Source organism: Cellulosimicrobium composti (genome assembly GCF_009711085.1).
Taxonomy (GTDB): Bacteria; Actinomycetota; Actinomycetes; order Actinomycetales; family Cellulomonadaceae; genus Cellulosimicrobium; species Cellulosimicrobium composti.
The window spans coordinates 18,944-42,237 of record NZ_WMKA01000007.1; the positions used below are offsets into that span (position 1 = coordinate 18,944).

Annotated in this window: 24 protein-coding genes; 9 read left to right on the plus strand and 15 right to left on the minus strand. The window is 74.6% G+C overall.

Translation table 11 applies throughout. The annotated features are described in order from the left end of the window. Positions 1-63: 63 nt before the first annotated feature. Complete coding sequence (locus GJV82_RS04790; RefSeq protein ID WP_155098481.1) at positions 64-1,248, minus strand: pyridoxal phosphate-dependent aminotransferase; 1,185 nt, start codon at positions 1,246-1,248, stop codon at positions 64-66. 137 nt (positions 1,249-1,385) lie between these two features. Here GJV82_RS04790 and GJV82_RS04795 point away from each other — a divergent pair, with 137 nt between their 5' ends. From GJV82_RS04795 to GJV82_RS04805, 3 genes are all read left to right on the plus strand, one after another. Continuing rightward, entirely contained in the window at positions 1,386-2,009 is a 624-nt protein-coding gene (locus GJV82_RS04795) for a hypothetical protein (protein WP_155098438.1), read from the plus strand. Positions 2,010-2,078: 69 nt separating this feature from the next. Continuing rightward, positions 2,079-2,708 carry a DnaJ family domain-containing protein gene (locus tag GJV82_RS04800; protein ID WP_318657284.1) on the plus strand — a complete coding sequence of 210 codons (630 nt, stop codon included), beginning with the start codon at positions 2,079-2,081 and terminating at the stop codon, positions 2,706-2,708. Between the two features lie 82 nt (positions 2,709-2,790). Continuing rightward, positions 2,791-3,792, plus strand: coding sequence for an alpha/beta hydrolase (locus GJV82_RS04805; protein WP_155098439.1), 1,002 nt, complete (start codon positions 2,791-2,793; stop codon positions 3,790-3,792). 6 nt (positions 3,793-3,798) lie between these two features. On the opposite strand, the gene GJV82_RS04810 is transcribed toward GJV82_RS04805, so the two are convergent. After that, positions 3,799-4,323: a low molecular weight protein-tyrosine-phosphatase gene (locus GJV82_RS04810; RefSeq protein WP_225873097.1), complete on the minus strand. Its 525-nt coding sequence runs from the start codon at positions 4,321-4,323 to the stop codon at positions 3,799-3,801. An 85-nt stretch (positions 4,324-4,408) separates the two neighbouring features. On the opposite strand from GJV82_RS04810, the gene GJV82_RS04815 reads away from it, so the two are divergent. Continuing rightward, on the plus strand, positions 4,409-5,317 hold the full coding sequence (locus GJV82_RS04815; RefSeq protein ID WP_197022567.1) for an SDR family oxidoreductase: 909 nt from the start codon (positions 4,409-4,411) through the stop codon (positions 5,315-5,317). A 323-nt stretch (positions 5,318-5,640) separates the two neighbouring features. Here the strand turns inward: GJV82_RS04815 and GJV82_RS04820 are convergent, their stop codons facing one another. Beyond that, entirely contained in the window at positions 5,641-7,164 is a 1,524-nt protein-coding gene (locus GJV82_RS04820; protein WP_155098440.1) for an MFS transporter, read from the minus strand. An 82-nt stretch (positions 7,165-7,246) separates the two neighbouring features. On the opposite strand from GJV82_RS04820, the gene GJV82_RS04825 reads away from it, so the two are divergent. Next, positions 7,247-7,738 (plus strand): winged helix-turn-helix transcriptional regulator, encoded by a 492-nt coding sequence (locus GJV82_RS04825; protein ID WP_155098441.1) that lies wholly within the window; start codon positions 7,247-7,249, stop codon positions 7,736-7,738. Between the two features lie 16 nt (positions 7,739-7,754). Here GJV82_RS04825 and GJV82_RS04830 read toward each other — a convergent pair whose 3' ends face one another. From GJV82_RS04830 to GJV82_RS04880, 11 genes are all read right to left on the minus strand, one after another. Beyond that, positions 7,755-8,396 carry a hypothetical protein gene (locus tag GJV82_RS04830; protein ID WP_155098442.1) on the minus strand — a complete coding sequence of 214 codons (642 nt, stop codon included), beginning with the start codon at positions 8,394-8,396 and terminating at the stop codon, positions 7,755-7,757. Between the two features lie 55 nt (positions 8,397-8,451). Further along, the gene (locus GJV82_RS19385; RefSeq protein WP_187308598.1) at positions 8,452-9,399 is read right to left on the minus strand and encodes a WXG100 family type VII secretion target; all 948 of its coding nucleotides are present in this window, start codon (positions 9,397-9,399) and stop codon (positions 8,452-8,454) included. Positions 9,400-9,529: 130 nt separating this feature from the next. Continuing rightward, a complete protein-coding gene (locus tag GJV82_RS04840; RefSeq protein WP_024841633.1) occupies positions 9,530-9,841 on the minus strand; it encodes a hypothetical protein in 312 nt (103 codons plus the stop codon). Positions 9,842-9,921: 80 nt separating this feature from the next. Next, positions 9,922-10,926 (minus strand): sugar phosphate isomerase/epimerase family protein, encoded by a 1,005-nt coding sequence (locus GJV82_RS04845; protein ID WP_225873098.1) that lies wholly within the window; start codon positions 10,924-10,926, stop codon positions 9,922-9,924. Beyond that, a complete protein-coding gene (locus GJV82_RS04850; RefSeq protein ID WP_318657285.1) occupies positions 10,923-12,140 on the minus strand; it encodes a dihydrodipicolinate synthase family protein in 1,218 nt (405 codons plus the stop codon). The genes GJV82_RS04845 and GJV82_RS04850 overlap by 4 nt, the downstream gene beginning before the upstream one ends. Beyond that, positions 12,137-13,339 carry a Gfo/Idh/MocA family protein gene (locus tag GJV82_RS04855; RefSeq protein WP_225873099.1) on the minus strand — a complete coding sequence of 401 codons (1,203 nt, stop codon included), beginning with the start codon at positions 13,337-13,339 and terminating at the stop codon, positions 12,137-12,139. Before GJV82_RS04855 ends, GJV82_RS04850 begins: the two co-directional genes overlap by 4 nt. Before the next feature lie 8 nt (positions 13,340-13,347). Beyond that, positions 13,348-14,130 carry an ABC transporter ATP-binding protein gene (locus tag GJV82_RS04860; RefSeq protein WP_024841629.1) on the minus strand — a complete coding sequence of 261 codons (783 nt, stop codon included), beginning with the start codon at positions 14,128-14,130 and terminating at the stop codon, positions 13,348-13,350. Then, the gene (locus GJV82_RS04865; RefSeq protein ID WP_024841628.1) at positions 14,123-14,878 is read right to left on the minus strand and encodes an ABC transporter ATP-binding protein; all 756 of its coding nucleotides are present in this window, start codon (positions 14,876-14,878) and stop codon (positions 14,123-14,125) included. The genes GJV82_RS04860 and GJV82_RS04865 overlap by 8 nt, the downstream gene beginning before the upstream one ends. Beyond that, entirely contained in the window at positions 14,875-16,206 is a 1,332-nt protein-coding gene (locus tag GJV82_RS04870) for a branched-chain amino acid ABC transporter permease (RefSeq protein ID WP_225873100.1), read from the minus strand. The genes GJV82_RS04865 and GJV82_RS04870 overlap by 4 nt, the downstream gene beginning before the upstream one ends. Then, positions 16,190-17,074 (minus strand): branched-chain amino acid ABC transporter permease, encoded by an 885-nt coding sequence (locus tag GJV82_RS04875; RefSeq protein WP_318657286.1) that lies wholly within the window; start codon positions 17,072-17,074, stop codon positions 16,190-16,192. Before GJV82_RS04875 ends, GJV82_RS04870 begins: the two co-directional genes overlap by 17 nt. 7 nt (positions 17,075-17,081) lie before the next feature. Further along, positions 17,082-18,320, minus strand: a complete 1,239-nt coding sequence (locus GJV82_RS04880; protein ID WP_024841625.1) for an amino acid ABC transporter substrate-binding protein — start codon at positions 18,318-18,320, stop codon at positions 17,082-17,084. A 217-nt stretch (positions 18,321-18,537) separates the two neighbouring features. On the opposite strand from GJV82_RS04880, the gene GJV82_RS04885 reads away from it, so the two are divergent. Beyond that, positions 18,538-19,587, plus strand: coding sequence for a LacI family DNA-binding transcriptional regulator (locus tag GJV82_RS04885; protein WP_318657287.1), 1,050 nt, complete (start codon positions 18,538-18,540; stop codon positions 19,585-19,587). A gap of 71 nt (positions 19,588-19,658) precedes the next feature. Here GJV82_RS04885 and GJV82_RS04890 read toward each other — a convergent pair whose 3' ends face one another. Continuing rightward, positions 19,659-20,510 (minus strand): class I SAM-dependent methyltransferase, encoded by an 852-nt coding sequence (locus GJV82_RS04890; protein ID WP_155098444.1) that lies wholly within the window; start codon positions 20,508-20,510, stop codon positions 19,659-19,661. Between the two features lie 189 nt (positions 20,511-20,699). Here GJV82_RS04890 and GJV82_RS04895 point away from each other — a divergent pair, with 189 nt between their 5' ends. The 3 genes from GJV82_RS04895 to GJV82_RS04905 are packed head-to-tail and all read left to right on the plus strand — an operon-like array spanning position 20,700 to position 23,292. Further along, complete coding sequence (locus GJV82_RS04895; RefSeq protein ID WP_143314427.1) at positions 20,700-21,704, plus strand: WXG100 family type VII secretion target; 1,005 nt, start codon at positions 20,700-20,702, stop codon at positions 21,702-21,704. Then, entirely contained in the window at positions 21,701-22,528 is an 828-nt protein-coding gene (locus GJV82_RS04900) for a hypothetical protein (protein WP_155098445.1), read from the plus strand. Before GJV82_RS04895 ends, GJV82_RS04900 begins: the two co-directional genes overlap by 4 nt. Beyond that, positions 22,525-23,292, plus strand: a complete 768-nt coding sequence (locus tag GJV82_RS04905; RefSeq protein WP_155098446.1) for a hypothetical protein — start codon at positions 22,525-22,527, stop codon at positions 23,290-23,292. Before GJV82_RS04900 ends, GJV82_RS04905 begins: the two co-directional genes overlap by 4 nt. Positions 23,293-23,294 lie beyond the last annotated feature (2 nt).

Genomic DNA, 23,294 nt, shown 5'->3' on the forward strand with positions numbered 1-23,294 from the left:
TGCCTGCGCGACCGGCGGCCGGCGCGACCGACACCCGAGCGCGCGGCGTCAGGGCCGGCCGCGTCAGAGCGTGCGGCGCCAGGCGACGATCCGCTCGACCGCCTCCGCGACGGTCGCGGGCGCGGCCGCGAACGACAGGCGCACCCAGTCGCCGCCGTGCACCCCGTCGAAGTCCGTGCCCGGGGTGAGCGCGACGCCCGCCTCGGCGAGCAGCCGCTCGCACCACGTGACCGAGTCGAGGCCGTCCGCGGAGACGTCGGCGTAGACGTAGAACGCGCCGTCGGCGGGGGCCACGCGCGACCACCCGAGGTCGTCGAGGCGGGACAGCACGAGCTCGCGCGACGCGGCGTACCGCGCCACGTTCTCGGCGGCCGCGGCGTACCCCTCGGGCGAGAACGCCGCGACGCCCGCGTGCTGCGCGAGCGCGGGCGGCGAGAGCGCGACGTTCCCGGCGAGCGCGTCGACGGGGCCGACGAGCTCGTCGGGCAGCACGAGCCACCCCAGGCGCCAGCCCGTCATGGCCCAGTACTTGGAGAACGAGTTCACGACGACGGCCCCGTCGCCGACGTGCCGCGCCGCCGTCGGCAGGGGCGCGGGCGTACCGTCCGCCGGGTCGCCGTAGACGATGCCGTGGTAGATCTCGTCGCTGACGAGACGCACGTCGTGGTCCGCGCACCACGTCGCGACGGCGTCGAGCTCGGACGGGAGGATCATCGTCCCGGTGGGGTTGGCGGGGCTCGCGACGACGAGCCCGTCGAGGCCGCCGTCGTAGTACGCCTCCATGAGCTGGGAGACCGTGGGCTGGTAGCGGGTCTCGGGCCCGCAGTCGAGCTCGACGACCTCGCACCCCAGCGCGCGCAGGATGTTCTTGTACGCCGGGTAGCCGGGCCGGGCGAGCGCGACGCGGTCGCCCACGTCGAACGCGGCGAGGAACGCGAGCACGAACCCGCCCGACGACCCCGTCGTCACGGCGACGCGCGCCGGGTCGAGCTCGACGCCGTACCAGCGGTCGTAGTGCTCCGCGATCGCGCGGCGCAGGGCCGGGACGCCGAGGGACTCGGTGTAGCCGAGGTCGCCGTGCTCGAGCAGCTCGATCGCGCGGCGCCGCACGACGTCGGACGCGCCGGTGGACGGCTCGCCCGCGCACAGGTTGAGCACGGACGCGCCCGCGTCGCGCAGGCGGTTCGCCTCCGCGAGGACCTCCATCACCGCGAACGGCGGCACGTGCGAGCGGCGCGAGACCTTCATCGAGCCAGACATGGGGCCATCATGCCGGGTCGGGCACGGGCCGGGTCATCCGTTCGAGGGACGTCCACCTCGCACGCGGCGCAGCGTCGGTCGTCCGGCCGACGCGCGGGTCGCGCGACCCGGGGTGCGATGGGGTCATGACCGACGACGTGTGGGACGAGGGGGCCGACCGGAGCGCGGGGGACGGCCGCGCGGGCGACGGCCGGGCGGACGGCGCCGCGTTCCGGCCCGTGCGGGGCTGGGACGTGCTGTGGCGCAGCGCGTTCGTGCTGCACCACGGCGGGCACGAGTACGTCGTGGGCGTCGACTTCCTCGACTGGGACGAGCGCATCCGCCTCTACCGCGACCGCCGCCTCGTCGACGAGCAGCGGTCCCGGGCCCGCTTCGACCTCGGCGGCGCTGTCCTGGAGGCGCGCATGAGCCTCTACGGGATGCGCTACGTGCGCGTCGTCGACGCCGTGGGCGACGTCCGGGACGTCCCGCCGATGCGCGGGACGGCCGAGGCGTGGCGCGACCGCATGGACCGCGAGCACCCGACGGCCAGCCGCGTCGTCGGCGTCGCCGCGTGGGTCGTGCTCGCGGTCGCGCTCGTCACGCAGGTGCCGCAGCTCCTCGACCTCGTCTCCGGGCTCACGGGCTGGTCGCCGCCGTTCGTGCCCGACCTCCCCGCGCCCGTCAACACCGTGCTGTCCGTCGCGGGCGGCCTGGCCGCCCTCGACCGCGCGCTGCGCCGGCGCTACCACCCGCTCCTCGACGGCTGACGGCCGACCGCTCGATCCGCCGCGTCCCGTCTGCCTAGGGTGGACGGACCGGCGACGAAGGAGGCACTCGTGTTCCGACGACGTTCGCGCACCCCGGACGACGACCCCGTCCGCCGTGCCGCGCAGTACCGGGTCGACCGCGAGATCGCGCGCGAGGAGGCGGAGCGCCAGGACGCCGAGCGCGGCGACGGGCCCGACGCGAGCCGGGCGGACCTGCCGGGCGTCGGGGACGAGGCCCGCGCGGACGGGCGCCGGTCGGACGAGCGCGAGCCGGACGAGGGCGACGCGCTGCGGGGCCCGCGCCGTGTACGACAGGAGGACCGCGCGATGTACGTCGACACGGTGATCGACCAGGCCATCCGGCGCGGCGAGTTCGACGACCTCCCGCTCGCGGGCAAGCCCATCCCCGGCCTGACGGGCACGCACGACCCGGACTGGTGGCTCAAGTCCGTCATCGAGCGCGAACGGCTCACCGGCCTCGGCCCTCCCGCGATGCTGCTCAAGCAGGAGGACCGCGAGCTCGACGACCGCCTCGACCGGGAGCTCGACGAGCAGGCCGTGCGCGAGATCCTCGCCGACTTCAACGCGCGCGTCGTCGACGCCCGACGCCAGCTCCTCGGCGGGCCGCCCGTCGTCACCCCGACGCGCGACGTCGAGCGCGAGGTCGCACGCTGGCGGGCGCGCCGCGTTGCCCGTTGACACCCCGCTCGGGACGCACCCCGCCCGCGCCGTGCGCGGCGCCGCCCGCGCGCACCCGGCGCCGCGCGCCTATCGTCGCGGCATGGCCGCGTGGGAGCCCGACGTGCTCGGGGACGACTACGAGCAGCTGACGCTGCCCCTCGCGCCCGACGCCGAGGGCGACGTCGTCGCGACGCTCGTGCGCCGCCGTCGGGCCGGCGAGGACCCGTACCTCGACGTGCTCTACGTCCACGGCTGGTCCGACTACTTCTTCCAGACCGACCTGGCGGACTTCTGGGAGGCGCACGGCGCGCGGTTCCACGCGCTCGACCTGCGCAAGTACGGTCGCAGCCTGCGCCCCGGGCAGACGCCGGGCTACGTCACGGACCTGTCCACGTACGACGAGGACATCGAGGCCGCGCTCGCCGCGATGGGGCACGACGGCGCCGAGGGCTCCGGACGCGCGCTCGTCCTCATGGGGCACTCCACGGGCGGGCTCACGCTGAGCCTGTGGCTCGCGCGGCACCCGGGGCGGGCCGCGGCGCTCGTGCTCAACAGCCCCTGGCTGGAGTTCCAGACGCGCGAGGTCGGGCGGCTCCTGCTCGAACCCGTCATCGGGGCCCGCGCCCGCCTCACGCCGACCCGCCGGCTGCCGAGCGTCGACCTCGGCTTCTACACGCGCTCCGTGAGCAAGGACTTCGGCGGCGAGTGGACCTACGACCTCGCGTGGCGACCGCAGCACGGCTTCCCGACGACGCCCGCGTGGCTCGCCGCGATCTTCCGCGGGCAGCAGACCGTGGCCCTCGGCCTGTCGCTCGGCGCCCCCGTGCTCGTGCTGCTCTCCGCGCGGAGCACGCTCCTGCCCCGGTGGTCGCCCGAGATGCTGCGCACGGACACGGCGATCGACGTCGACGGCGTCGCGCGACGGTGCGTCCAGCTCGGCGACCTCGTCACCCTCGCGCGCCTCGACGGCGCGCTCCACGACGTGCTGCTCTCCGCACGGCCCGTCCGCGCGCTCGCGTACGGGCGGATCGCGCAGTGGGCCGCGGCGTACCTGCCCCGCCCCGCACCCGCCGTCGAGCCGGACCCGCGGGCGCGCCGCTGAGCCGGCTCAGCCGCCGAGCTCGGCGCGCACGACGTCGACGATCCCGTCGGCCGCGGCCTCGACCTCCGCGAGGCACTCCTCGAAGTCCTGCCGGCCCCCGTACCAGGGGTCGGCGATGTCGAGCACGTGCTCGGACCCGCCTGCCTCGACGCGCGGCGCCGCCGGGTCGAACGACCGGTACATCCGCACGGGCGCCTCCGGGTCGAGGCGCCGCAGGGCGCGCGCGTGCTGGGCCGTCATCGCGAGCACGAGGTCGCGCGCGGCGAGGTCGCGCGCCGTGACCTGGCGAGCCCGGTGCGTCCCGTCGACGACGTACCCGTGCTCCGCGAGCACGGCGCCCGCCCGGCGGTCGATCGGGTTGCCGCGCTCCTCGTCGCTCACGCCGGTCGAGTCCACGACGACGCGGTCGCCGAGGCCCGCGGCCTCGAAGCGGTCGCGCAGCACGATCTCGGCCATGGGGGAGCGGCAGATGTTGCCGGTGCAGACGGTCATGACGCGGTAGGGGCCCGGGCGGGTCTCGGCACTGGTCATGGGCCCATTCTCGCCGGATCCGCAGCGCGGAGCGGACGTCGTCCGCCGCCGGGCGGCGCGTGGTCGGCGCGTCTACCGTGAGGACATGATGATCGGGGCGAGGTCGGGGCGCGTCGCCGTGACGGGCGCGAGCGGTCTGCTGGGGTCGAAGCTCGCGTTCCGCCTCGCCGCCGAGGGCGCTCCGCAGCGCCTCGTCGTGCGCGACGCCGCGCGCGCCCCCCGCCTCGGCGACGACCCGCTCCCGGAGTCGGACGTCGCCGTCGTCGGCGGGTACACGGACACGCGCGGCATGGTCGAGGCCTTCACGGGGGTCGACACCGTCGTGCTCGTCTCGGCGCGCGAGAGCGCCGACCGCGTCGCGCAGCACCGCGCCGCGGTGGACGCCGCGATCGCGGCGGGCGTCGGGCACCTCGTCTACGTCTCGTTCGTCGGCGCCGCTCCGGACGCCACGTTCACGTTCGCGCGCGACCACTGGCGCACCGAGGAGTACATCCGCGCGACGGGCGTGCGCCACACGTTCCTGCGCGACAACCTCTACCACCGGGGCCTCGCGCTCATGGTCGGGGAGGACGGCGTGATCCGCGGGCCGGCGGGCGACGGGCGGGTCGCGTCCGTGTCGCACGACGACATCGCCGACGTCGCGAGCGTCGTCCTGCTCGACACCGACCCGGGCCGGCACGACGGCGTGACGTACGACGTCACGGGCCCCGAGGCCCTCACGCTCGCCGAGGTCGCGGACGCGCTGTCCGCGGTCACGGGCCGCGAGATCGCGTACCACCCCGAGACGCTCGAGGAGGCGTACGCCTCGCGCGAGCGCTTCAGGGCGCCGCGGTTCGAGGTCGACGGCTGGGTGTCGTCGTACACGGCGATCGCCGCGGGCGAGCTCGCGCGCGTGAGCGACACCGTGCCCCGGCTCGTCGAGCGCCCCGCGCAGTCGTTCGCCGCGTGGCTCGACGACTACCCCGAGGAGTGGGCGCACCTGCGCCCCGCGTGAAGACCCGCCCCCGGCGCCACGCCGTGGGCGAAAAGCCCTGGCGCCGTGGCCGTGGGCGGACGTACCGTCGTCGTACACGCGAAAGGAGGTGGTCCTGGAAGTGAATACTCTTCGGACTCGTGAGGTGGCTGCGCGCTAGTCGTCGCGCAACCGATCCAGCAACGGACCGGATGCGGTGAGCCCGTTCATCGGGCGGGGTCTCCCGAGGGGAGGCGCCCGACGACGAGCGAGTACCACGCAGCCACCGGAGCCCGCGGGTGTCGTGCCCTCGTCTAGCACGACAGGAGGAGATCTCCAGCCCGCGGGCTTCTCGCTGCCCGCCCTCAGGCGTCGAGCGTCGCGGGGGCCGGCGCCGGCTCGGCCCGCGGGGTCGTGGCGGCCTCGGCCGGCGGGGCCGTGGCGGCCTCGGGAGCCGTCGGGCCCGACGACGACGCCCGGCCCGGGCGCTGCGCCCCCATCGCCACCGCGGCGAGGGCGAACGCCGCGACCGGCACCCACAGCGCCGTGTGGAACGCGCGCAGCCCCGCCTCCGGGCCGGTCGCGTCCCCGAGCGCCAGGACGCTCACCGCCGTCGCCGCGGAGATGCCCAGCGCCGCCCCGAGCTGGAACCCCGTGTTGAGCACCCCGCCCGCCACGCCCTGCTCCGCGTCGCCCACGCCCGTCGTGGCGGCGATCGCGAGCGGGCCGTAGACCAGCGCGAACGCGACCCCGACCAGCGCGAGACCCGGCACCATGAGCGCGTACGTCCAGCCGAGCCCCGACGCGAGGAACCACCCGGCCGCCGCGGTCGCCGCGACGAGACCGCCGACGATGACGCGCGGCACCCCGAAGCGCTCGACGAGGCGGGGCGTGAGCGCGGGCGCGAGCACCACGTCGATCGCCATGACGAGCATCGCGAGACCCGTCTGCCACGGCGTCCACCCCAGCAGCTCCTGCAGGTAGAGCGTGAGCAGCACCTGGAAGCCGTAGAACCCGCCCGCGAACAGCACCGCCGAGACGTTCGCGCGCACGAGCGCACGCGAGCGGAAGAGGCGCAGCGGCAGGAGCGGGTGGGCCACGCGACGCTGCCGCGCGACGAACGCCACGAGCAGGACGGCGCCGCCCACGAGCGCGGCGACCGTCCACACGGTCCCGACGCCCGGGTGCTCGAGGCGCACGACGCCCGTCGCGAGCAGCACCATCGCGGACGTCGCGAGCACGGCGCCCACGACGTCGAGCGCGCCGCGGACGCGCGTCGTCACGTCGCGCGGGATCGTCGAGAGCGCGAGGACGAGGAGCACGACGGCGAGCATGACGGGCGCGAAGAAGACCCACCGCCAGCCGATCGCGGCGAGCAGGCCGCCGACGACGAGCCCGAGCGAGAAGCCGGCCGCTCCCGCGGCGCCGTAGACGACGAGCGCGCGGTTGCGCCGCGGCCCCTCGGCGAACGACGTCGTGATGAGCGACATCCCGGCCGGCGTGAGGAACCCGGCGGCCACGCCGGTGACGAACCGCGAGACGAGGAGCATCCAGCCCTCCGTCGCGAACCCGCCGAGACCCGAGAAGAGGAGGAAGACGAGGAGCCAGACGACGAACATCCGGCGCCGCCCGTACAGGTCGGCGGCCCGACCGCCGAGCAGCATGAACCCGCCGTACCCGACGACGTACGCCGTCACGACCCCGCCGAGCTCGCCCGTGGCGAGCCCGAGGTCGGCCCGGATGCCGGGGAGCGCGACCGAGAGCATCGCGATGTCGCTGCCCTCGAGGAAGATCGCGCCGCACAGCACGAGCAGCAGCGCCGCGTCACGGAGCGTCAGGCGCCCCTCCCGGGCGGCACTCCCGCCGCCCTTCCTGGTCCCGTCGGTCATCGCGTCCCCTTCCCTCCTGCGCACCCACCGGTACTCGGTTACCTCTTGATACCGAGCCCATCGTGGGTCAGGATCGGGAGGCATGGAAGACGGCACATCCGACGTACCTGGTATCACCGCGGATACCACGACGGCGCAGGCCCCGGGCCCCGAGGCGCAGGACTGCGACACGCGGTCACGGTGGGAGTGCGACGCCGAGGTCTGGCAGTGGGACGCGCGCGAGGACTGCGAGGTGCGCCAGATCCTCGACCGAATCGCGGACAAGTGGTCGCTGCTCGCCATCGCGCTGCTCGACCGGCGCGTCATGCGCTTCACCGAGCTCAAGCGCGAGATCGACGGGATCAGCCAGCGCATGCTGTCCCGCACGCTGCGCCAGCTCGAGCGCGACGGCATCGTCGAGCGCACCGTCCACCCGACCGTGCCCCCGCGCGTCGACTACGCGCTCACCGAGATGGGGCGGTCGCTGCACGCGACGACCAAGGCGCTCGTCGTGTGGACCGAGGCGCACCAGGAGCGCATCGCCGCCGCGCGCAGCGCGTACGACGAGCGCGAGGCGGCGCTCCGGGAGCTCTGAGAGGTCGGCCCCGGGGTCAGGCGACCGCGGTCGCGAGCACCGCGAACGTCGGGTCGGGCGTGATCGGCGACGGCGCGGGCTCCTCGCCCGCGGGACCGCTCGTCATCTCCCACGTCCCGTCGCCCTCGACGCGCACGGCCGCGGTCCGGGCGCCCGACGCGTCGACGACCTTGATGCTGCCGCCGAACGGGCGGCCGGGGAGCTGCGCGAACGCCGCCCGGACGAACCGCGAGGCCGCGTCCGCGAGCGGGTCGCCCATCTGGAGCGGTCGCACGTGCCAGATGCCGAACGGCCGGGGCTCGAGCACGACCGCGCCGCCCTGCGCGCCCACGAGCAGCGCCGCGTTGGTGCGCTCGTCCGCGATCGCGGCGGCCTCGACCCACTCCGTCGCGGTCGTGAGGACGCGCGTCAGCGGGACGACGTTCCCGACCGGCGCGAGGTTCTCCCCCTCGACGGCCGCGAGCCGGCGCACGACGAGCGAGCTCACGCCCGCCGCGAGGAGCGGCGAGTCGGCGGGGAGGTCGGGCAGGCGCAGGCTCTCGCGCGTGCGCGTCGCCGCGGGGCCCTCGTTGAGGGAGAGGAGCACGAGCAGCTCCGGCCCCGTGAGCTCGATGAGCCCGTCGTCCGGACGGTTCGCCGTCTCGGTCTGCGTGGTCATCGGTCGTCCCTCTCCTCGTGCGGCGTGCTGCCGCGGTCGTGCGTGCGCGCCGTGATCACCACGGCCAGGCCTTCTTCAGCGTCTCGGTCGCCCCGTCGAGGAAGTCCCCGCCCGCGTCCCAGACGTCGCTCGCGACGCTGGCGGCGCCGGACGCGAGGTCGCCCCCACGATCCCACAGCCAGCCCGCGCCGTCGGCGATGCGCTTGGTCACCGGGACGTCGCCGGACAGGAGGGTCGCGATGCCCCACACGGCACCCGCGCCCGCGATCGCCCAGCCCACGGGGTTGCTCGCGAGGAAGATCGCCGCGCCGATGCCCGCGGCGCCGAGACCGGCCGTGATGACGCCGTCGGTGCCCTTGAAGCCGTCACCCTCCGCGAAGCCCTCCCAGGCCTGCATCGTGCCGCTGTACACCGAGTAGCCGTCGAAGATGAACCCGGCGCCCTTGAGCACCTTCCCGGCGGAGGCCAGGTTGTCGGCGAGCCCGAGCGCGTTGAGCGGGTCGTCGAGCTTGTTCATCGTGGCCCAGGCGTCGAGGCCCTCGGACGCGATCCAGTTGAGCACGCCGCCCTGCGTCATGTCGGTCGACAGCCACGACGGCGGGACGAGCCAGTCCGGGGGACCGCCGTCGCCCGACTGGCTCGTCGGGTCGCCGGGGCCACCGGGAGAACCGGGGCCGCCGGGGGAGCCCGGACCACCGGGACCCCCGGGGCCGCCGGGACCTCCCGGTCCGCCGTCGCGGCTCGCGGAGTCCTGCTGGTCGGCGTTGCCGCGCAGGAGGTCGGCCGCGTCGGTGAGGAGCGCGGCGGTGCCGGTCAGGCTCGGCCGGAGGGTCGACGTCCACGCGGAGCGGAACTCCGCGGCGTCCGACCCCTCCCAGCGCGCCCCGCCGACCGCCGTCTCGATCGCGGACGCGGCCAGCTCGAGCGCCTGCGCGCCATCCGCCACCCTGCCCGCGAGCGAGCGCAGGGCCTCGACGTCGGCCCCGTACATCCCGCTGCTCATGTGTCGCCTCTCCGCGTCCTCGCCCACGTCCGCCCGGTCGGGACGGCTCGGCGGCCCCACCCGCCCGGCGCCGCCCAGAGCGTACGGACCCGGCCCGGGGGCCGTCGATGGTGACCGCTCCCCATCCCCCTCAGGACGGTCGCACGCCGCGACGGCGGTCGTCGGCGACGAGCTCGCGGTACCGGCGCCACTGCCGGACGGCGAAGCGGGCGAGGAACGCGCAGCCGAGCACGCCCACGGCGACCCACCCCCACGGGAACGGGTCCCCCACGTGGTAGCTGCGCAGGCTGTCCGTCCAGCCGTACACCTGGGCGCGGTACCAGCCGAGCACGAACACCGCGACGACGGCCGGCGGCACGGCGGCCGCGAACGTGAGGAACCACGCGTACGTGCGCGCCTGCTGGGTGTCGCCCGCGAACCGCGTGCGCGGTGCCCCGCTCATCCTGCCCACCTCCGTGCTCCGAGCCTCCGGGGCACCCTACCCGGCGCCGGCGCGCCGCCCCGCGCGCCGGCGACCGGTGGTCAGGGCGCCAGGTAGGGCTCGACGAGCTCGACGTAGCGGCGTGCGAGGGTCGCGACGACGTCGGCGCCGGGCGCGGCCCACACGTCGGCGTGGAAGATCTCGACCTCGACGTCGCCCGTGTAGCCCGCCGCGGCGACGGACCGCGTGAACGCCGGGAAGTCGACGTGCCCGTCGCCCATCATCCCGCGCCCGAGCAGGGTGTCCTCAGGGAGCGGCGTGATCCAGTCGCACACCTGGTAGCTGACGATGCGGCCCGCGGCGCCCGCGCGCGCGATCTGCTCGTGCACCTTGGGTTCCCACCACAGGTGGTACGTGTCGACGACGACGCCCACCTCCGCGGGCGCGAACGGCTCGGCGAGGTCGAGGGCCTGCTCGAGCGTCGAGACCACGCCGCGGTCGGCCGCGAAGATCGGGTTCATGGGCTCGATCCCGAGCGTCACGCCCGCGTCGCGCGCCGCCGGCACGAGCGCCGCGATCGCCTCCGCCGCGCGCTCGCGCGCCCCGACGAGGTCGCGGTCGCCGTCCGGCAGCCCGCCCGGGACGAGCACGAGCGTCGGCGCGCCGAGCGCGGCGGTCTCCGCGATCGCCGCGAGGTTGCTCGCGTGGGCTGCCGCGCGTGCGTCCGGGTCGCTCGCGGTGAAGAAGCCGCCGCGGCACACGGACGAGACGCGCAGCCCGGCGTCGCGCACCCAGCGCACCGCCGTGTCGAGCCCGACCTCGGCCACGGGCTCGCGCCACACGCCGATCGCCGGGAGCCCCGCGGCGACGCACCCGTCGACCGCCTCGCGCAGCGACCAGCCCGCCGTCGTGCGCTGGTTGAGCGAGAGGCGAGCGAGCCGCGGGTCCCCGGGCTGCGGCGTCCGGACTCGCGCGGGGAGCCCGCTCGGCACGTCCACCTCCCCGCCGACCATGCGGTCGTCGCCCGTCCCGAGCCCCGAACGGGCTACAACCGCATGCTCGGCTGGCCCCGGGCTCGACGGGAACTCCGAGATCTCGGTGCTCATGCGACCCCCTGCCCGACGGCGACCGGAACGTCCGCGCCGGCGCCCGCCTCGAACCCCGCCGCCGCGAGCACGAGCCCGAGGCGGTGCGCCGCGAGGTCCGGGTCGGGCAGGAGCCGCGCCTCGTTGGCGAGCTCGAACGCGCGCGCGAGGTGCACGACGCTCCGGGCGGACTGCAGCCCGCCGACCATCGTGAACCCGGGCTGGTGGCCCGAGAGCCACGCGAGGAACGCGATGCCGGTCTTGTAGTAGTACGTCGGCGCCTCGAACACGTGCCGCGACAGCGCGAGCGTCGGCGCCATCTCGGCGTCGTACCGGTCGAGGTCGCCGTCGTCGAGCGCGGCGAGGGCTACGGAGGCGGCGGGCGCGACGGCCGCGAACGCGCCGAGCAGCGCGTCCGAGTGCCGTTCGCCGTCGCCCCGGATCAGCTCGGGGTAGTGGAAGTCATCGCCCGTGTACAACCGAACACCCTCGGGAAGTACAGCGCGCAGGCCGACCTCGTGCGACGCCGACAGCAGCGACACCTTGACCCCGTCGACCTTCGCCGCGTGCGCGCGCACGAGGTCGACGAACGTCGCCGTCGCCGCGGCGACGTCCGTCGAGCCCCAGTACCCGCGCAGGTTCGGGTCGAACGCCTCGCCGAGCCAGTGCAGGACCACCGGCTCGCGCACCTGGGACAGGATCGCGTCGTACACGCGCAGGTAGTCGTCGGCGGACGTCGCGACGCGCGCGAGGTGCCGCGACGCCATGAGGATCACCTGCGACCCGGTGCCCTCGACGAACGCGACCTGCTCCGCGTACGCGGCGACCACGTCGTCCACGGTCCGCAGCTCGTCCGGGCCGCGGTGGTCGGTCCCGGCACCCGACGCGATGCGCGCGCCGACCTCGCGGGCCTGCGCGGCGCTGCGCGACACGAGCTCCTGCACCGCGGGCCAGTCGAGGCCCATGTTGCGCTGCGCGGTGTCCATGGCCTCCGCGACGCCGAGCCCGTACCGGAACAGGTGCCGCCGGAACGCGAGCGTCGAGTCCCAGTCGACGACGGCCGGCGCGCCCGGCACGTTCTCGCCCCGCGGGTCGGCCACGACGTGCGCCGCGGCGAACGCGACGCGCGACGCGTACGGCCCGGGGTGGTCCGCCCACTCGCGGGGCGGGTGGAGCTCGACGAGCCGGGTCCCGCCGTCGGCGAGCGGGATCCGCACCCCGCGCGCGCCGCTCACGCGCCCGCCCCGTCGGCCGGCCGGCCGGTCAGCTCCACGCGGCGCCCCTCGCGCGACGACGCGTAGCCTGCGTCCACGAGCCGCAGCCCGCGCACCCCGGCGTCGAAGTCGTACGGGTGCGGGCGGCCGGCGTGCACGTCGCGCAGGAACTCCTCCCACTGCGCGCGGAAGCCGTTGACGAACTCCTGGTTGTCCGGCACCTGCTCCCACTGGGCGCGGAAGTCCTGGTCCGTCGGCAGGTCCGGGTTCCACACCGGCTTGGGCGTGCGGGCGCGCGGCTGGATGCGGCACCCGAACAGCCCCGCGACCGCCGAGCCGTGCGTCCCGTCGACCTGGAACTCGACGAGCTCGCCCCGGTCCACGCGCACCGCCCACGAGGAGTTGATCTGCGCGAGGACCGGGCCGTCCGCGCCGGCGAGCTCGAAGATCCCGTAGGCGGCGTCGTCGGCCGTCGCGGTGTACGGCCGGCCGTGCTCGTCCCACCGCCGGGGGATGTGGGTCACGGCCTTCGCCATGACCGCCTCGACCGGGCCGAACAGGTTCTCGAGCACGTAGTTCCAGTGGCAGAACATGTCGAGCACCATCCCGCCGCCGTCCTCGGCGCGGTAGTTCCAGCTCGGCCGCTGCGCCGGCTGCCAGTCGCCCTCGAACACCCAGTACCCGAACTCGCCGCGCACCGACAGGATGCGGCCGAAGAAGCCGCCGTCGATCAGCCGCTTGAGCTTGAGCAGGCCCGGGAGGTAGAGCTTGTCGTGCACGACGCCGTGGATCACCCCCGCGGCGCGCGCCGCGTCCGCGAGCTCCTCGCCGTCCGCGACGGACTCCGCGATCGGCTTCTCCGTGTACACGTGCTTGCCCGCCGCGATCGCCTTGAGGATCGCCTTGGTGCGCTCCGACGTCACCTGGGCGTCGAAGTAGACCGTGGCGGTCGGGTCCGCGAGCGCCGCGTCGAGGTCGGTCGTGAACTCGGCGACGTCGTGGCGCGCGGCGAGCTCGGCGAGCTTCGCACGGTTGCGGCCCACGAGCACGGGCTCCACCTGGAGGCGTGTGCCGTCGTCGAGCTCCACCCCGCCGGCGTCCCGGATGGCGAGGATCGAGCGCACGAGGTGCTGGCGGTACCCCATGCGTCCGGTGACGCCGTTCATGACGATGCGGACGGTGTGGTCGGGCGCGAGCGCGCCGGTGGTCTGGCTGGTCATGCTGCGGGTCATCCGTTCTGCGAGAGCGAGCGCTCGGCGGGGCGGCCGCCGAGGTAGAGCTCGGAGAGCTGGGGGTCGGCGAGGAGCTCGGGCGCGGGCCCGGTGATGTGCACGCGCCCGAGGTCGAGCACGCAGCCGATGTCGGCCGTCTCGAGCGCGCGGCGCGCGTTCTGCTCGACGAGCAGGACCGCGACGCCCGCGTCGCGCATGCGCACGACCTGCTCGAACACGGTCGACGTCGTCTTGGGGTCGAGGCCCATCGACGGCTCGTCGAGCAGCACGACGTCCGGGCTCACCATGAGCGAGCGCGCGAACTCGACCTGCTTCTGCTGCCCGCCGGACAGCAGGCCCGCGAGCTGCTTCCACCGCTCGCCCACGATGGGGAAGAGGTTCTGCACGAACGCGACGCGCTCCGCGATCTTCTGCTTGTCGCGCAGGGTGTACGCGCCGAGGAGCACGTTCTCCGCGACGGTCATCTCGCGGAACACGCTGTGGCCCTGGAGCACGTGCGCGAGGCCGGACTGCAGCATCTCCTGCGGCCCCTGGCCCGTGACGTCGCGCCCGCCGACGAGGATGCGGCCCGAGCGCGGCTTGAGCAGCCCGCTCGCGACCTTGAGCACCGTCGACTTGCCGGCGCCGTTCGGCCCGACGAGGCACACGACCGTCGCGGCCGGCACGCGGATCGTCAGGCCGCGCAGCACCATCGCCGCGCGTCCGTACCCGGCCTGGACGTCGTCCAGCTCGAGGAGGTACTCCTGCGTCGCCCCCGCTCCGGGGGTCGGGTCAGACACCAAGGTAAGCCTCCAGGACTCGCGGGTCGGACTGCACGACGGCGGGGGTCCCCTCGGCGATCGGCCGGCCCCGGTCGAACACGATGACGTGGTGGGACAGGCTCATGACCATGTCCATGTTGTGCTCGACGACGAGGAACGTGCGCCCCTCCGCGTTGAGCTCCTGCACGAGCGTCCCGATGCGCCCGATGAGGGCGGGGTTCACGCCGCCCGCGGGCTCGTCGAGCATGATCGTGTCCGGGTCGCCCATGAGCACGCCCGCGAGCTCGAGCAGCTTCTGCTGCCCGTAGGACAGGTTGCGCGCCTCGACGTTCTCGAGGTGGTCGATGCCGACGCGCACGAGCAGCGCGCGCGCCTTGTCGATCTCCTCCGGGTTGCGCGCCCCGGCGAGCAGCTCGCGCACCTTCGTGCGCCGGACCGCGACGAGCATGTTCTCGAGCACGGTCATGCGGGGGAACACGCGGCAGAGCTGGAAGCTCCGCCCGATCCCGGCGCGCGCGATCTTGTGGGGCGCCCGGCGCGTGATGTCCTCGCCGCGGAACGTGACCGTGCCGGAGTCCGGCTTGATCATGCCCGTCACACAGTTGAAGAAGGTCGTCTTGCCCGAGCCGTTCGGCCCGATGAGCGCGTTGATCTTGCCGTGCTGGAACGTGACCGTCGCGTCGCGGACGGCGTGGACGCCGCCGAACGACTTGGTGAGGCCGACCGTCTCCAGGTTGCGCGTCGTCTGGTGCATGGTCGTGGTCATCGGTCCTCCTCCGGGCCCGTCCGAGGACGAGGGGCCGCGTCTTCCATCCGCTCGCTCGTTCCTCGCGAGCTCCCGCCAGGCCCGCCACGACGCGGCCCCTCGCCCTCTCCCGGGCCCTCGGTGGTCGTCTCGCCCTCGGCGTGCCGTCCCTCCTGCCCGACGGCGGTCGTCGGCTCCGCGGTCGGGTCGCCCTCCGTCGTGGCGGGGGCGGCGGCGCGGTTGCGCTCGAGGAGCTCGGCCGCCGTCATCTCGCGGATCGAGGAGTCCTGCGGGCCGAAGCGCTTCACGAGCGCCTGGGCCGCGGGGATGATGCCGTCGGGCATGAAGAGGACCACGACGCCGAGCAGCAGGGCGGTGGCGACGAGGTGGAACTGGGTGTCGCCGAACTCGAGCTTGAAGTACTCGAGACCGGTGCCGACGATGACGGCGCCGAGAAGCGGGCCGAACAGGTGCCGGACGCCGCCGAGCAGCGCCATGAGCACCATGTAGGCGCCGAGCATGATGGAGAACTGGAAGATCGGGTCCAGGTCGCCGAACCACAGCGCGTACATGCCGCCCGCGAGGCCGGTGAAGGTCGCGGAGACGACGTAGGCGACGAGCTTGTAGTTGCGCGTCGGGACGCCGAGCGCCTGGGCCTTGTCCTCGTCCTCGCGCACGGCCTTGAGGCCGGTGCCGAACCGCGAGCGGTCGATCGCCCACCACGCGACGAGCATGACCGCGAGCAGCGCCGCGAACAGGTAGAAGAACGTGCGGTGGTGCTCGGGCCGCAGCATGTCCGGGAACGGGCGCGGCACGACGAGGCCGTCGGAGCCGCCCGTGAACGTGCCCCACGCCTGGAACACGAGCAGCAGGATGAGGACGAACGAGATCGACACGATGACGAACGACGCGCCGCGCACGCGCAGCGCGGCGATCCCGACGGGGATCGTCACGAGCAGCACGATCGCGCCGGCCGCGAGCCACGCGACGAAGCTCGGGAGCCCGAGGTCGCGGATGAGCAGGCCCGTCCCGTAGGCGCCGAGCCCGAAGAACGCGGCGTGGCCGAGCGAGACGTAGCCGGTGAACCCGCCCATGAAGTTCCAGGCGGTCGCGGTGCACGCGTAGCTGAGCACGACGATGCCGGCGGACAGGATGTAGGCGTTGGGAGCCGCGGTCGGGAAGGCCAGGACCACGACGGCCAGGACGACGAGCGCCGCGAGGCGGGCCACGCGGCCCCACGGGCGCCGTGCGGGAGGTGCGGCGGGAGCGGCGGCCGTGCCTGCGCCGTCGGGCACCGGGCGGGCGGCCGCGCGGCGGCTCGCGGGTCGGGTGTCAGAAGCGTTGGGCAAGGCGACCTCCGAAGAATCCCTGGGGCCGCAGCATCAGCGTCGCGAACAGCGCGACGTAGAAGATGGTCTGCGCCCACGTGGTGCCGAGCGGCACCTGGAGCAGGCTCTGGCCGATGCCGAGCACCATGGCGGCGATCGCGGCGCCCGGGATGGACCCCAGGCCGCCGACCACGATGATCGCCATGAGCGGGCCGATCCAGTGCCAGTGCAGCGACGGGTAGATCGTCGCGTCGAGCGACAGCGCGGTCCCGCCGATCGCGGCGGTCGCGAGGCCGAGGCCGAACCCGTACCCGGCGACGCGGTCGGTCTTGATGCCGACGAGCTGCGCGGCCTCGCGGTGCTGGATCGTGGCGCGCAGCGCCTGCCCGAACCGGCTGTGCTTCATGAGCAGGTAGAGCAGCGCGAGCGAGAGCGCCGCGAGGCCGAACGCGACGAGCTTGACGACGGCGATCCGCGCCCCGAAGAACTCGATGCTCGCGCCCGAGTACGGGAGCTGGATGCGCCGCTGCGTGCCGCTCCAGACGAAGCCGATCATGCCCTCGATGAAGAGCGCGACGGCGAACGTCAGCAGGACGGACATCATCGTCAGGGTCGCCGCCCGCAGGCGCGTGATGAGCAGGCGCTGCATGCCCACGCCGACGAGGAAGAACAGCGGCACGGTGATGACGAGCGACAGCAGCGGGTCCATCCCGGTCTGCTGGTTGAAGAACCAGGCGAGGTACGCGGCGAGGATGAGGAACGCCGAGTGGGCGATCATCACGACGCGCATCACGCCGAAGTACAGGGTGAGGCCCGCTGCCAGGAGGGCGTAGAGCCCTCCCAGCAGCACGCCGAGCACGAGGCTCTGGAAGAGGAGCGTTCCCGTCACGAGGCGATCACCAGGCCGGCTTGGGGAAGACGAAATCGGCCTCCTGGGCGTCCTCCGGCAGGACGATCTGGATCTCGCCGTCCACGTACTGCTGGATGAGGTGGGCGCCCTGGGGCTTGCCCGTCTCGTCCCAGGTCAGCGGGCCGACGACGGTCTCGACCTCGTTGGAGCGCAGCCAGTCGACGAGCTCCTGCTGGCACTCGCCCTGCTCGGCGCAGCCCACGGCCTCGACGGCGGCGGCGACGACCTGGCCGGTCGTGTACGCGTTGGCCTCGTCCTCGCCGGGCGGGTTGCCGTGGAGCTCGGTGTAACGCTCGACGAACTCGACGTTCGACGGCCAGCTCGCGGTCTCGGTGTACCCGGTGGGCGACAGGATGCCCTCGGTCTTCGAGCCGATCGCCGCGGCGAACTCGGGGTTGGTCGGTGCGGTCGAGAACGCGGCGAGCGTGGGCTGGTAGTCGAGCTGCTGCAGCGCCACGATGAGGTTGACCGCGTCCTGGTACTGCGTGCCGCCGATGACCATGTCCGCGCCGGAGTCGCTGATCTTCGCGGCGATGGACGAGAAGTCGGTCGTGTTGGGCGGGTAGACCTCGTCGACGACGACGTCGAGCCCTGCGTCGGCGAGCTTGTCGCGCAGGCCGTAGGCGGTGCCCTGGGCGAACGGGTCGTCCATCGCGGCGACGGCGACCGTCTGCGGGCGCTCGCCCTCGGGCATCGCGAGGATGTGGTCGGCGAGGTAGTTGTAGTGGTCGTCCGCGACCGCGGGGGCCGCGTAGAAGAGGTTGTCGAAGCCCTGCTCGAACACCTCGGCGGCGGCGCCGGCCGGCTCGACGAAGAGCATCCCGTACTCCTGCGCGACGCGGGCGCTGGGCACGACGAGGCGCGTGGAGAACGGCCCGAACACGAGGTCGACCTCGTCCTGGGCGATGAGCGCCTCGTAGTCCTGCACGACGCGGTCGGCGTTGGACTGGTCGTCGAGGATCTTGAGCTCGACCTGCCGTCCGAGGAGGCCGCCGTCCTCGTTGACGAACTGCGCCCAGGCCTCGTAGCCGCGCTGGACGCCCTTGCCGGGCTCGGAGAAGTCGCCGGTGAGCGGGAGGGAGATGCCGATGACGATCGGGTCGTCGGACCCGCCGCCCCCGCCCTCGCCGTCGGACCCTCCGGAGCACGCCGTGAGGACGAGCGCGGTCGCGGTCGCCCCGGCCGCGAGCGCGAGCGCACGCCGGGACGGGGTGCGGGTGGACATCCGTGGAGTCGACCGAGAATGCATGGACGTGACTCTCCCTACTTCGTCGTAGTGAAGACCTGAGGTCGTACTGCGCCGTACGAGACCGCTGCTTTGCGAAAGCGCTTTCGTAAGCGCTTCCGCTAGAGTACGGTGCGGGCAGCGGATGTGGCAAGCGTCACGTCGGGGAGGGCTCTCGGGCCGCCGACCGGGCGACGCACGAAGGAGTGGAGCACGGGTGCGTCGAGAGGGCCGGACCACGAGGGGACGCAGCGCGCTGCGCCTGGTCGACGTCGCCGAGCGGGCCGGCGTCTCGCTCGCCACCGCGTCGCGCGCGCTGTCGGGCAGCGACGGCGTCTCGGAGGTGCTCGCCGAGCACGTGCGCGAGGTCGCGGCCGAGATGGGCTACATCGCCAACCCGCATGCGCGCACGCTCGCCGGCGGCACCACGTCCGTCGCGGGCCTGCTCGTCTACGAGATCGGCGACCCGTACTTCTCCGAGATCGCGAGCGGCGTCGTGCGCGTCGCGACCGAGCACGGGTGGAGCGTGCAGATCAGCCACACCGAGCGCGAGCCCAGCGCCGAGGTCACGCAGATCCGCCTCATGCGCGCGCACCGCGTCGGCGCGATCCTCGTCGCCGGGTCCGGGTACGTCGAGCCCGCGATGGAGTCAGACGCCGCGCGCGAGCTCGAGGCGTTCCAGGAGTCCGGCGGGCGCGTCGCCGTCATCGGACGCCACCACCTGCACAGCGACGCCGTGCTCCCCGACAACGAGGCCGCCGCCGCGAGCATCACCGCGCACGTCCTGGCGCTCGGGCACCGCCGTCTCGCCGTCGCGGCGGGCCCCGAGCGCCTGACGACCGTCGCCGACCGCACGGCGGGCGTGCGCAGCGCCGTCGCCGCGCACGGGCTCGACCCCGACGACCTCCTCGTGGTGCACGCGCCGTTCACGCGCGAGGGAGGTCGCGACGCCACCGCGCGCATCCTCGCGGAGCGCCCCGAGACGACGGCGATCCTCGCGCTCAACGACGCGATGGCCACGGGCGTGCTGTCGCTGCTGCGCGAGCGCGGCATCGTCGTCCCGCGCGACCTGTCCGTCACGGGGTTCGACGACATCCAGGTCGCGCAGGACCTCGCGCCGGCCCTCACCACGGTGCGGCTGCCCATGAGCGAGATGGGTGCCGCGGCGTTCGAGATGGCGCTGCGGCCGCCGTCGGCGCGTCCGCGGCGCCGGCGCACCGACCACGAGCTCGTGGTCCGCGACTCGACCGCGCCGCCCCGCGCCTGATTCCGCCCGCCCCGCCCGGCGCCGACACGACGCCGGCGCGACCGGGTCGCCCCGCCGAGCGGGCGGCCCGGTCAGAAGGGCTTGCGCGCCACGACGAGGAAGCGCGGCGCCTCGTCGACGAACTCGTGGCCCGCCGCGAGGTGCAGGTGCAGCGCGCGCAGCGGCGCCTCGTACCGCGCGACCGCCTCGGGGGACAGGGACGCGAGGTCGGGCACCTGCCACGCGACGAGCCTGAGGTACCAGAGCACGGAGGACAGGTCCCGGAAGCGGCGCAGCCCCTCGTGCTCGCGCGCGACGTCGACGACGAACCCGGCGTCGCGCAGCACCTCGACGGCGGCGCCGAGCGTCACGGAGTCCGGGTCCCACGGCAGCGGGGCGCCGAGCGCCGTGCTGAGGCGCACCCCGTCGCGCGAGTCGGCCTGCTCGGTGAGGAACACCCCGCCCGGCTCGAGCACGCGCAGGACCTCGTCCGGGTCGAACTCCTCGTGCCGGTCGAGCACGACCGCGAACTGCCCGTCGAAGAACGGCAGGAGCTGCTCGTCGTCGTCGCTCTCGACCGGGCGCACGTCCACGCCCAGGGGCTCGAGCCGACGCCGGGCCACCGGCAGGTTGGACGGGCGCCCCTCGGTCGCGGCCGAGCCCGCCGGGAACGGCGCGAGGGTCGACAGGAGCTCGCCGCCGCCCGTCCCCAGGTCGAGCACCGGACCGCGCCCGCTCGCGACGAGCTCGCGCGCGAGCGCGGCGTAGTCCCACGGCAGCGGGTCCTCGACGACGCGGCCCTCGACGGGCGCCAGGTCGAGACCCACGACGGGCACCGAGCGCGCCCACGCCACGTGCTCCTCGAACGGCGCGTCCCGCGCGGGGACGGGCACGGCGGCCGTCCGGTCGGACGTGGCGGGGGTGTCGGGTACCGCGGCAGGCATGCGTCGATTGTCACCCGCCGGGGCGCCGACCTCGACCGCGCGCGCCGCGACCGCCGGGACGGGACGGGGAGTGCTCCCCATCGCTCGCGCGACGGCCCGCGCGGTAGCCTCCCGGATGCCCGAACCGTGCGTCGTCGACGACGCCGGCCGGGGCAGGGGACTTCGAGGGACGAGGGGACGGCACACGGCGTGAGCGGTATGTGGGGCGCGGACGTCACCGAGCTGAGGAGGCTGGCGCGGTCGCTGCAGTCCGCGTCGGACCAGCTCGTGAGCACGACGTCCGAGGTGAGCGGGCTCGTGGAGGCGGCAGGGCGCTGGCAGGGCGGCGACGCCGACCAGTTCCGCAGCGAGTGGACGGGCACGTCGGTCGCGCTGCTGCGCGGGGTGAGCCAGACGCTCTCCCAGGCGTCCGAGGCGGTGCTGCGCAACGCCGACGAGCAGTTCATGACGAGCACCGAGGGCGGCAGCATCCCGTCACCCGGCGTGCCCGGCCCGGGCGTGCCCACGGGTCCCGGGGGCGGACCGCTCGGCCGCGACGACCCGCTCGACGGCTCGATCTGGGACGTCGGCGAGACCGCGTGGGGCGCGATCTCGTTCGGCCTCGCCGGGTGGAAGACGTGGAAGGTGGGCCAGTCGCTCACCGCGTTCCTCCAGGCCAGCCGCCTCGCCGACCTGTCCGACGCCGCGGCGAGCGCGTCGGTCTTCGCGCGTGGCATGGTGCTCGACGACGCGATGGGACTGCTCGGGGGCCTCGGCACCGCGGGACGCATCGCGGGCGGCGTCGGCGGGCTGTTCGGCGTCATCGGCGGCGTCAACCAGATGTTCAACACCCAGTACGACGGCTGGCGCGGGGGCGTCGACCGCGTCATGGGCGGCCTGTCGGTCGTCGGCGGCGCGGGGACGATGCTCATGATGGCCGGCATGCTGACCAACCCCGTGGGCATCGGCGTCGTCGTCGGCGCGGGCGTCGTCGCGGGCGCGTGGGCGCTCGGGAACCTCGTCGTCGACAACTGGGACTCGATCACGGGCTTCGTCTCGAACCCGGGTCCGTACCTCGCGGACGGCTGGGGGCACGTCACCGACTTCGCGAGCAGCGCGGCCGATACGATCGGGAACGCCGTGTCCGACGTCGGGGACGCGATCGGCGACGGGCTCTCCGCCGCCGGTGACTTCATCGGAGGGCTCTTCTCGTGACCCAGGAGACCATGCGCTGGTCCGCGTCCGACATCGCCGCGGCGGAGCGCACGCTGGAGCGCGCGACCGCGGGGGAGGTCACCCACGTCGTGACGCTCACGGACGAGGAGATCGTCATCCTCGACGGGCTCCAGAACCCGCAGATCGTCGCCGTGCCGTGGCTCGACGCGCAGGAGGGCGCCGACCGCGCGCTCGTGGGCCGCGTCGCGCTCCGCTCGCTGCTCGCGCGCGGCCTCGTCGTGCCCGCCGAGAACACGGGCGGCGAGCCCGCGGCCGCCGGCTCCGGCGACGAGCGCCCGGCCGTCGGCATCGAGGCGGTCCCCGAGATCACCGGACCGCTCGTGCTGCGTCGCACCGCGACCGCCATCCTCTCCGCGGAGCGCACCACGGCCCTCGGCCGGCACTGGGTCTACGTCTACCTCCACGAGGACGACCGCGTGCTCGAGGAGGAGGTCGCGCCGAGCGGCCACCACGCCTTCAGCGTCTACCCGCTCGCCGAGCTCGCCGGGCGGCTCGCGGTGTTCCTCGACCCGGGCGGCAAGGCGCTCCTGGACGGCCGCACGCAGACGTTCACGACCGAGGAGTTCTCCGCCCGGGCGCCCGAGCTGCCCGAGCTCGCCGGGGCCCTCGCCGTGACGACGCTCGGCGCGGTGCACGCCGGTTCCGACGTGCTCGTGCAGGTCAGCGTGTACGCGACGCCCGACGGCGTCTACGTGGTCCGGGGCGGCGAGCACGGTGCCGACGGCGCCCCGACGACGCTCACGCTCTCCGAGGTCGGGGCGGCCACCGTGCGCCGGCTCCCGGTCGAGCTCCTGGGTCGATGAGCGGCGCGGCGGCTCCCGCGGCGCCGACGGGCGCGCGCGCCACGCGCAAGGTGCGTCACCACGCGGCGGCGTCGGGCCTCGGGGCGGTGCGCCACGTGTCGGCCTCGACGCCCAACGCGCCCGCGTGGACGGTCGTCGTCGTCCTCGTGCTCGTGTTCTCGGTGGGCCCCGCGCTCGTGGGCAACGCCGGCGTCGGCGCGATCGGGTACCTGCTGCCGTCGTTCGTGGCGATCGCCGCCGTGATCCTGTGGTTCCTCGCGTCGGAGAAGCTCGTCGTGCTGGACCACGGGATCCTCGTCGGGTCGTTCGCCCCGTTCCAGCGCCCGGTGGCGGTGCCGTTCGCCGCGCTCGACGTGACGTCGGTGCGGGCCGTCGTCGCGAGCCAGCGCACCCTCGGCCTCCTGCTCGCGGACCGCGGCGTCTCCACGGCGTCGCGCACCGTGCTGTGGTCGCGGCGCGCGGTGACGTTCGTCGGCGTGGCGCCGCGAGCCCTGCGCCAGGCCCGGGCGCGGGGCGAGCACGTCGACCTCGGGACGGCGTCGGCCGTGGACCTCTGGGTGTTCTCCGCGCGCGACCCGCGCCGTCAGGAGCAGGTCGTCCGCGCGCTCGGCGACGCGGCGCGTGCGGCCGGGGTGCCCGGGGCGGAGCACGTCGAGGCGCGCGCGCTGCCCGCGCAGCCCGTGCCGGTCTCGCCGCAGGGGGCGGACCGCCTCGCGATCCCCGAGCGCTTCCGCAGCGCGCGAGCCCGGCAGCCGGCGCGCTGACC

Excerpts from the sequence above, each read along its gene's own strand:
- GJV82_RS04790 (WP_155098481.1), bottom strand. The coding sequence starts at position 1,248 with ATGAAGGTCTCGCGCCGCTCGCACGTGCCGCCGTTCGCGGTGATGGAG.
- GJV82_RS04795 (WP_155098438.1), top strand. The coding sequence starts at position 1,386 with ATGACCGACGACGTGTGGGACGAGGGGGCCGACCGGAGCGCGGGGGAC.
- GJV82_RS04805 (WP_155098439.1), top strand. The coding sequence starts at position 2,791 with ATGGCCGCGTGGGAGCCCGACGTGCTCGGGGACGACTACGAGCAGCTG.
- GJV82_RS04810 (WP_225873097.1), bottom strand. The coding sequence starts at position 4,323 with ATGACCAGTGCCGAGACCCGCCCGGGCCCCTACCGCGTCATGACCGTC.
- GJV82_RS04815 (WP_197022567.1), top strand. The coding sequence starts at position 4,409 with ATGATGATCGGGGCGAGGTCGGGGCGCGTCGCCGTGACGGGCGCGAGC.
- GJV82_RS04820 (WP_155098440.1), bottom strand. The coding sequence starts at position 7,164 with ATGACCGACGGGACCAGGAAGGGCGGCGGGAGTGCCGCCCGGGAGGGG.
- GJV82_RS04825 (WP_155098441.1), top strand. The coding sequence starts at position 7,247 with ATGGAAGACGGCACATCCGACGTACCTGGTATCACCGCGGATACCACG.
- GJV82_RS04830 (WP_155098442.1), bottom strand. The coding sequence starts at position 8,396 with ATGACCACGCAGACCGAGACGGCGAACCGTCCGGACGACGGGCTCATC.
- GJV82_RS19385 (WP_187308598.1), bottom strand. The coding sequence starts at position 9,399 with ATGAGCAGCGGGATGTACGGGGCCGACGTCGAGGCCCTGCGCTCGCTC.
- GJV82_RS04840 (WP_024841633.1), bottom strand. The coding sequence starts at position 9,841 with ATGAGCGGGGCACCGCGCACGCGGTTCGCGGGCGACACCCAGCAGGCG.
- GJV82_RS04845 (WP_225873098.1), bottom strand. The coding sequence starts at position 10,926 with ATGAGCACCGAGATCTCGGAGTTCCCGTCGAGCCCGGGGCCAGCCGAG.
- GJV82_RS04855 (WP_225873099.1), bottom strand. The coding sequence starts at position 13,339 with ATGACCAGCCAGACCACCGGCGCGCTCGCGCCCGACCACACCGTCCGC.
- GJV82_RS04865 (WP_024841628.1), bottom strand. The coding sequence starts at position 14,878 with ATGACCACGACCATGCACCAGACGACGCGCAACCTGGAGACGGTCGGC.
- GJV82_RS04880 (WP_024841625.1), bottom strand. The coding sequence starts at position 18,320 with ATGTCCACCCGCACCCCGTCCCGGCGTGCGCTCGCGCTCGCGGCCGGG.
- GJV82_RS04890 (WP_155098444.1), bottom strand. The coding sequence starts at position 20,510 with ATGCCTGCCGCGGTACCCGACACCCCCGCCACGTCCGACCGGACGGCC.
- GJV82_RS04905 (WP_155098446.1), top strand. The coding sequence starts at position 22,525 with ATGAGCGGCGCGGCGGCTCCCGCGGCGCCGACGGGCGCGCGCGCCACG.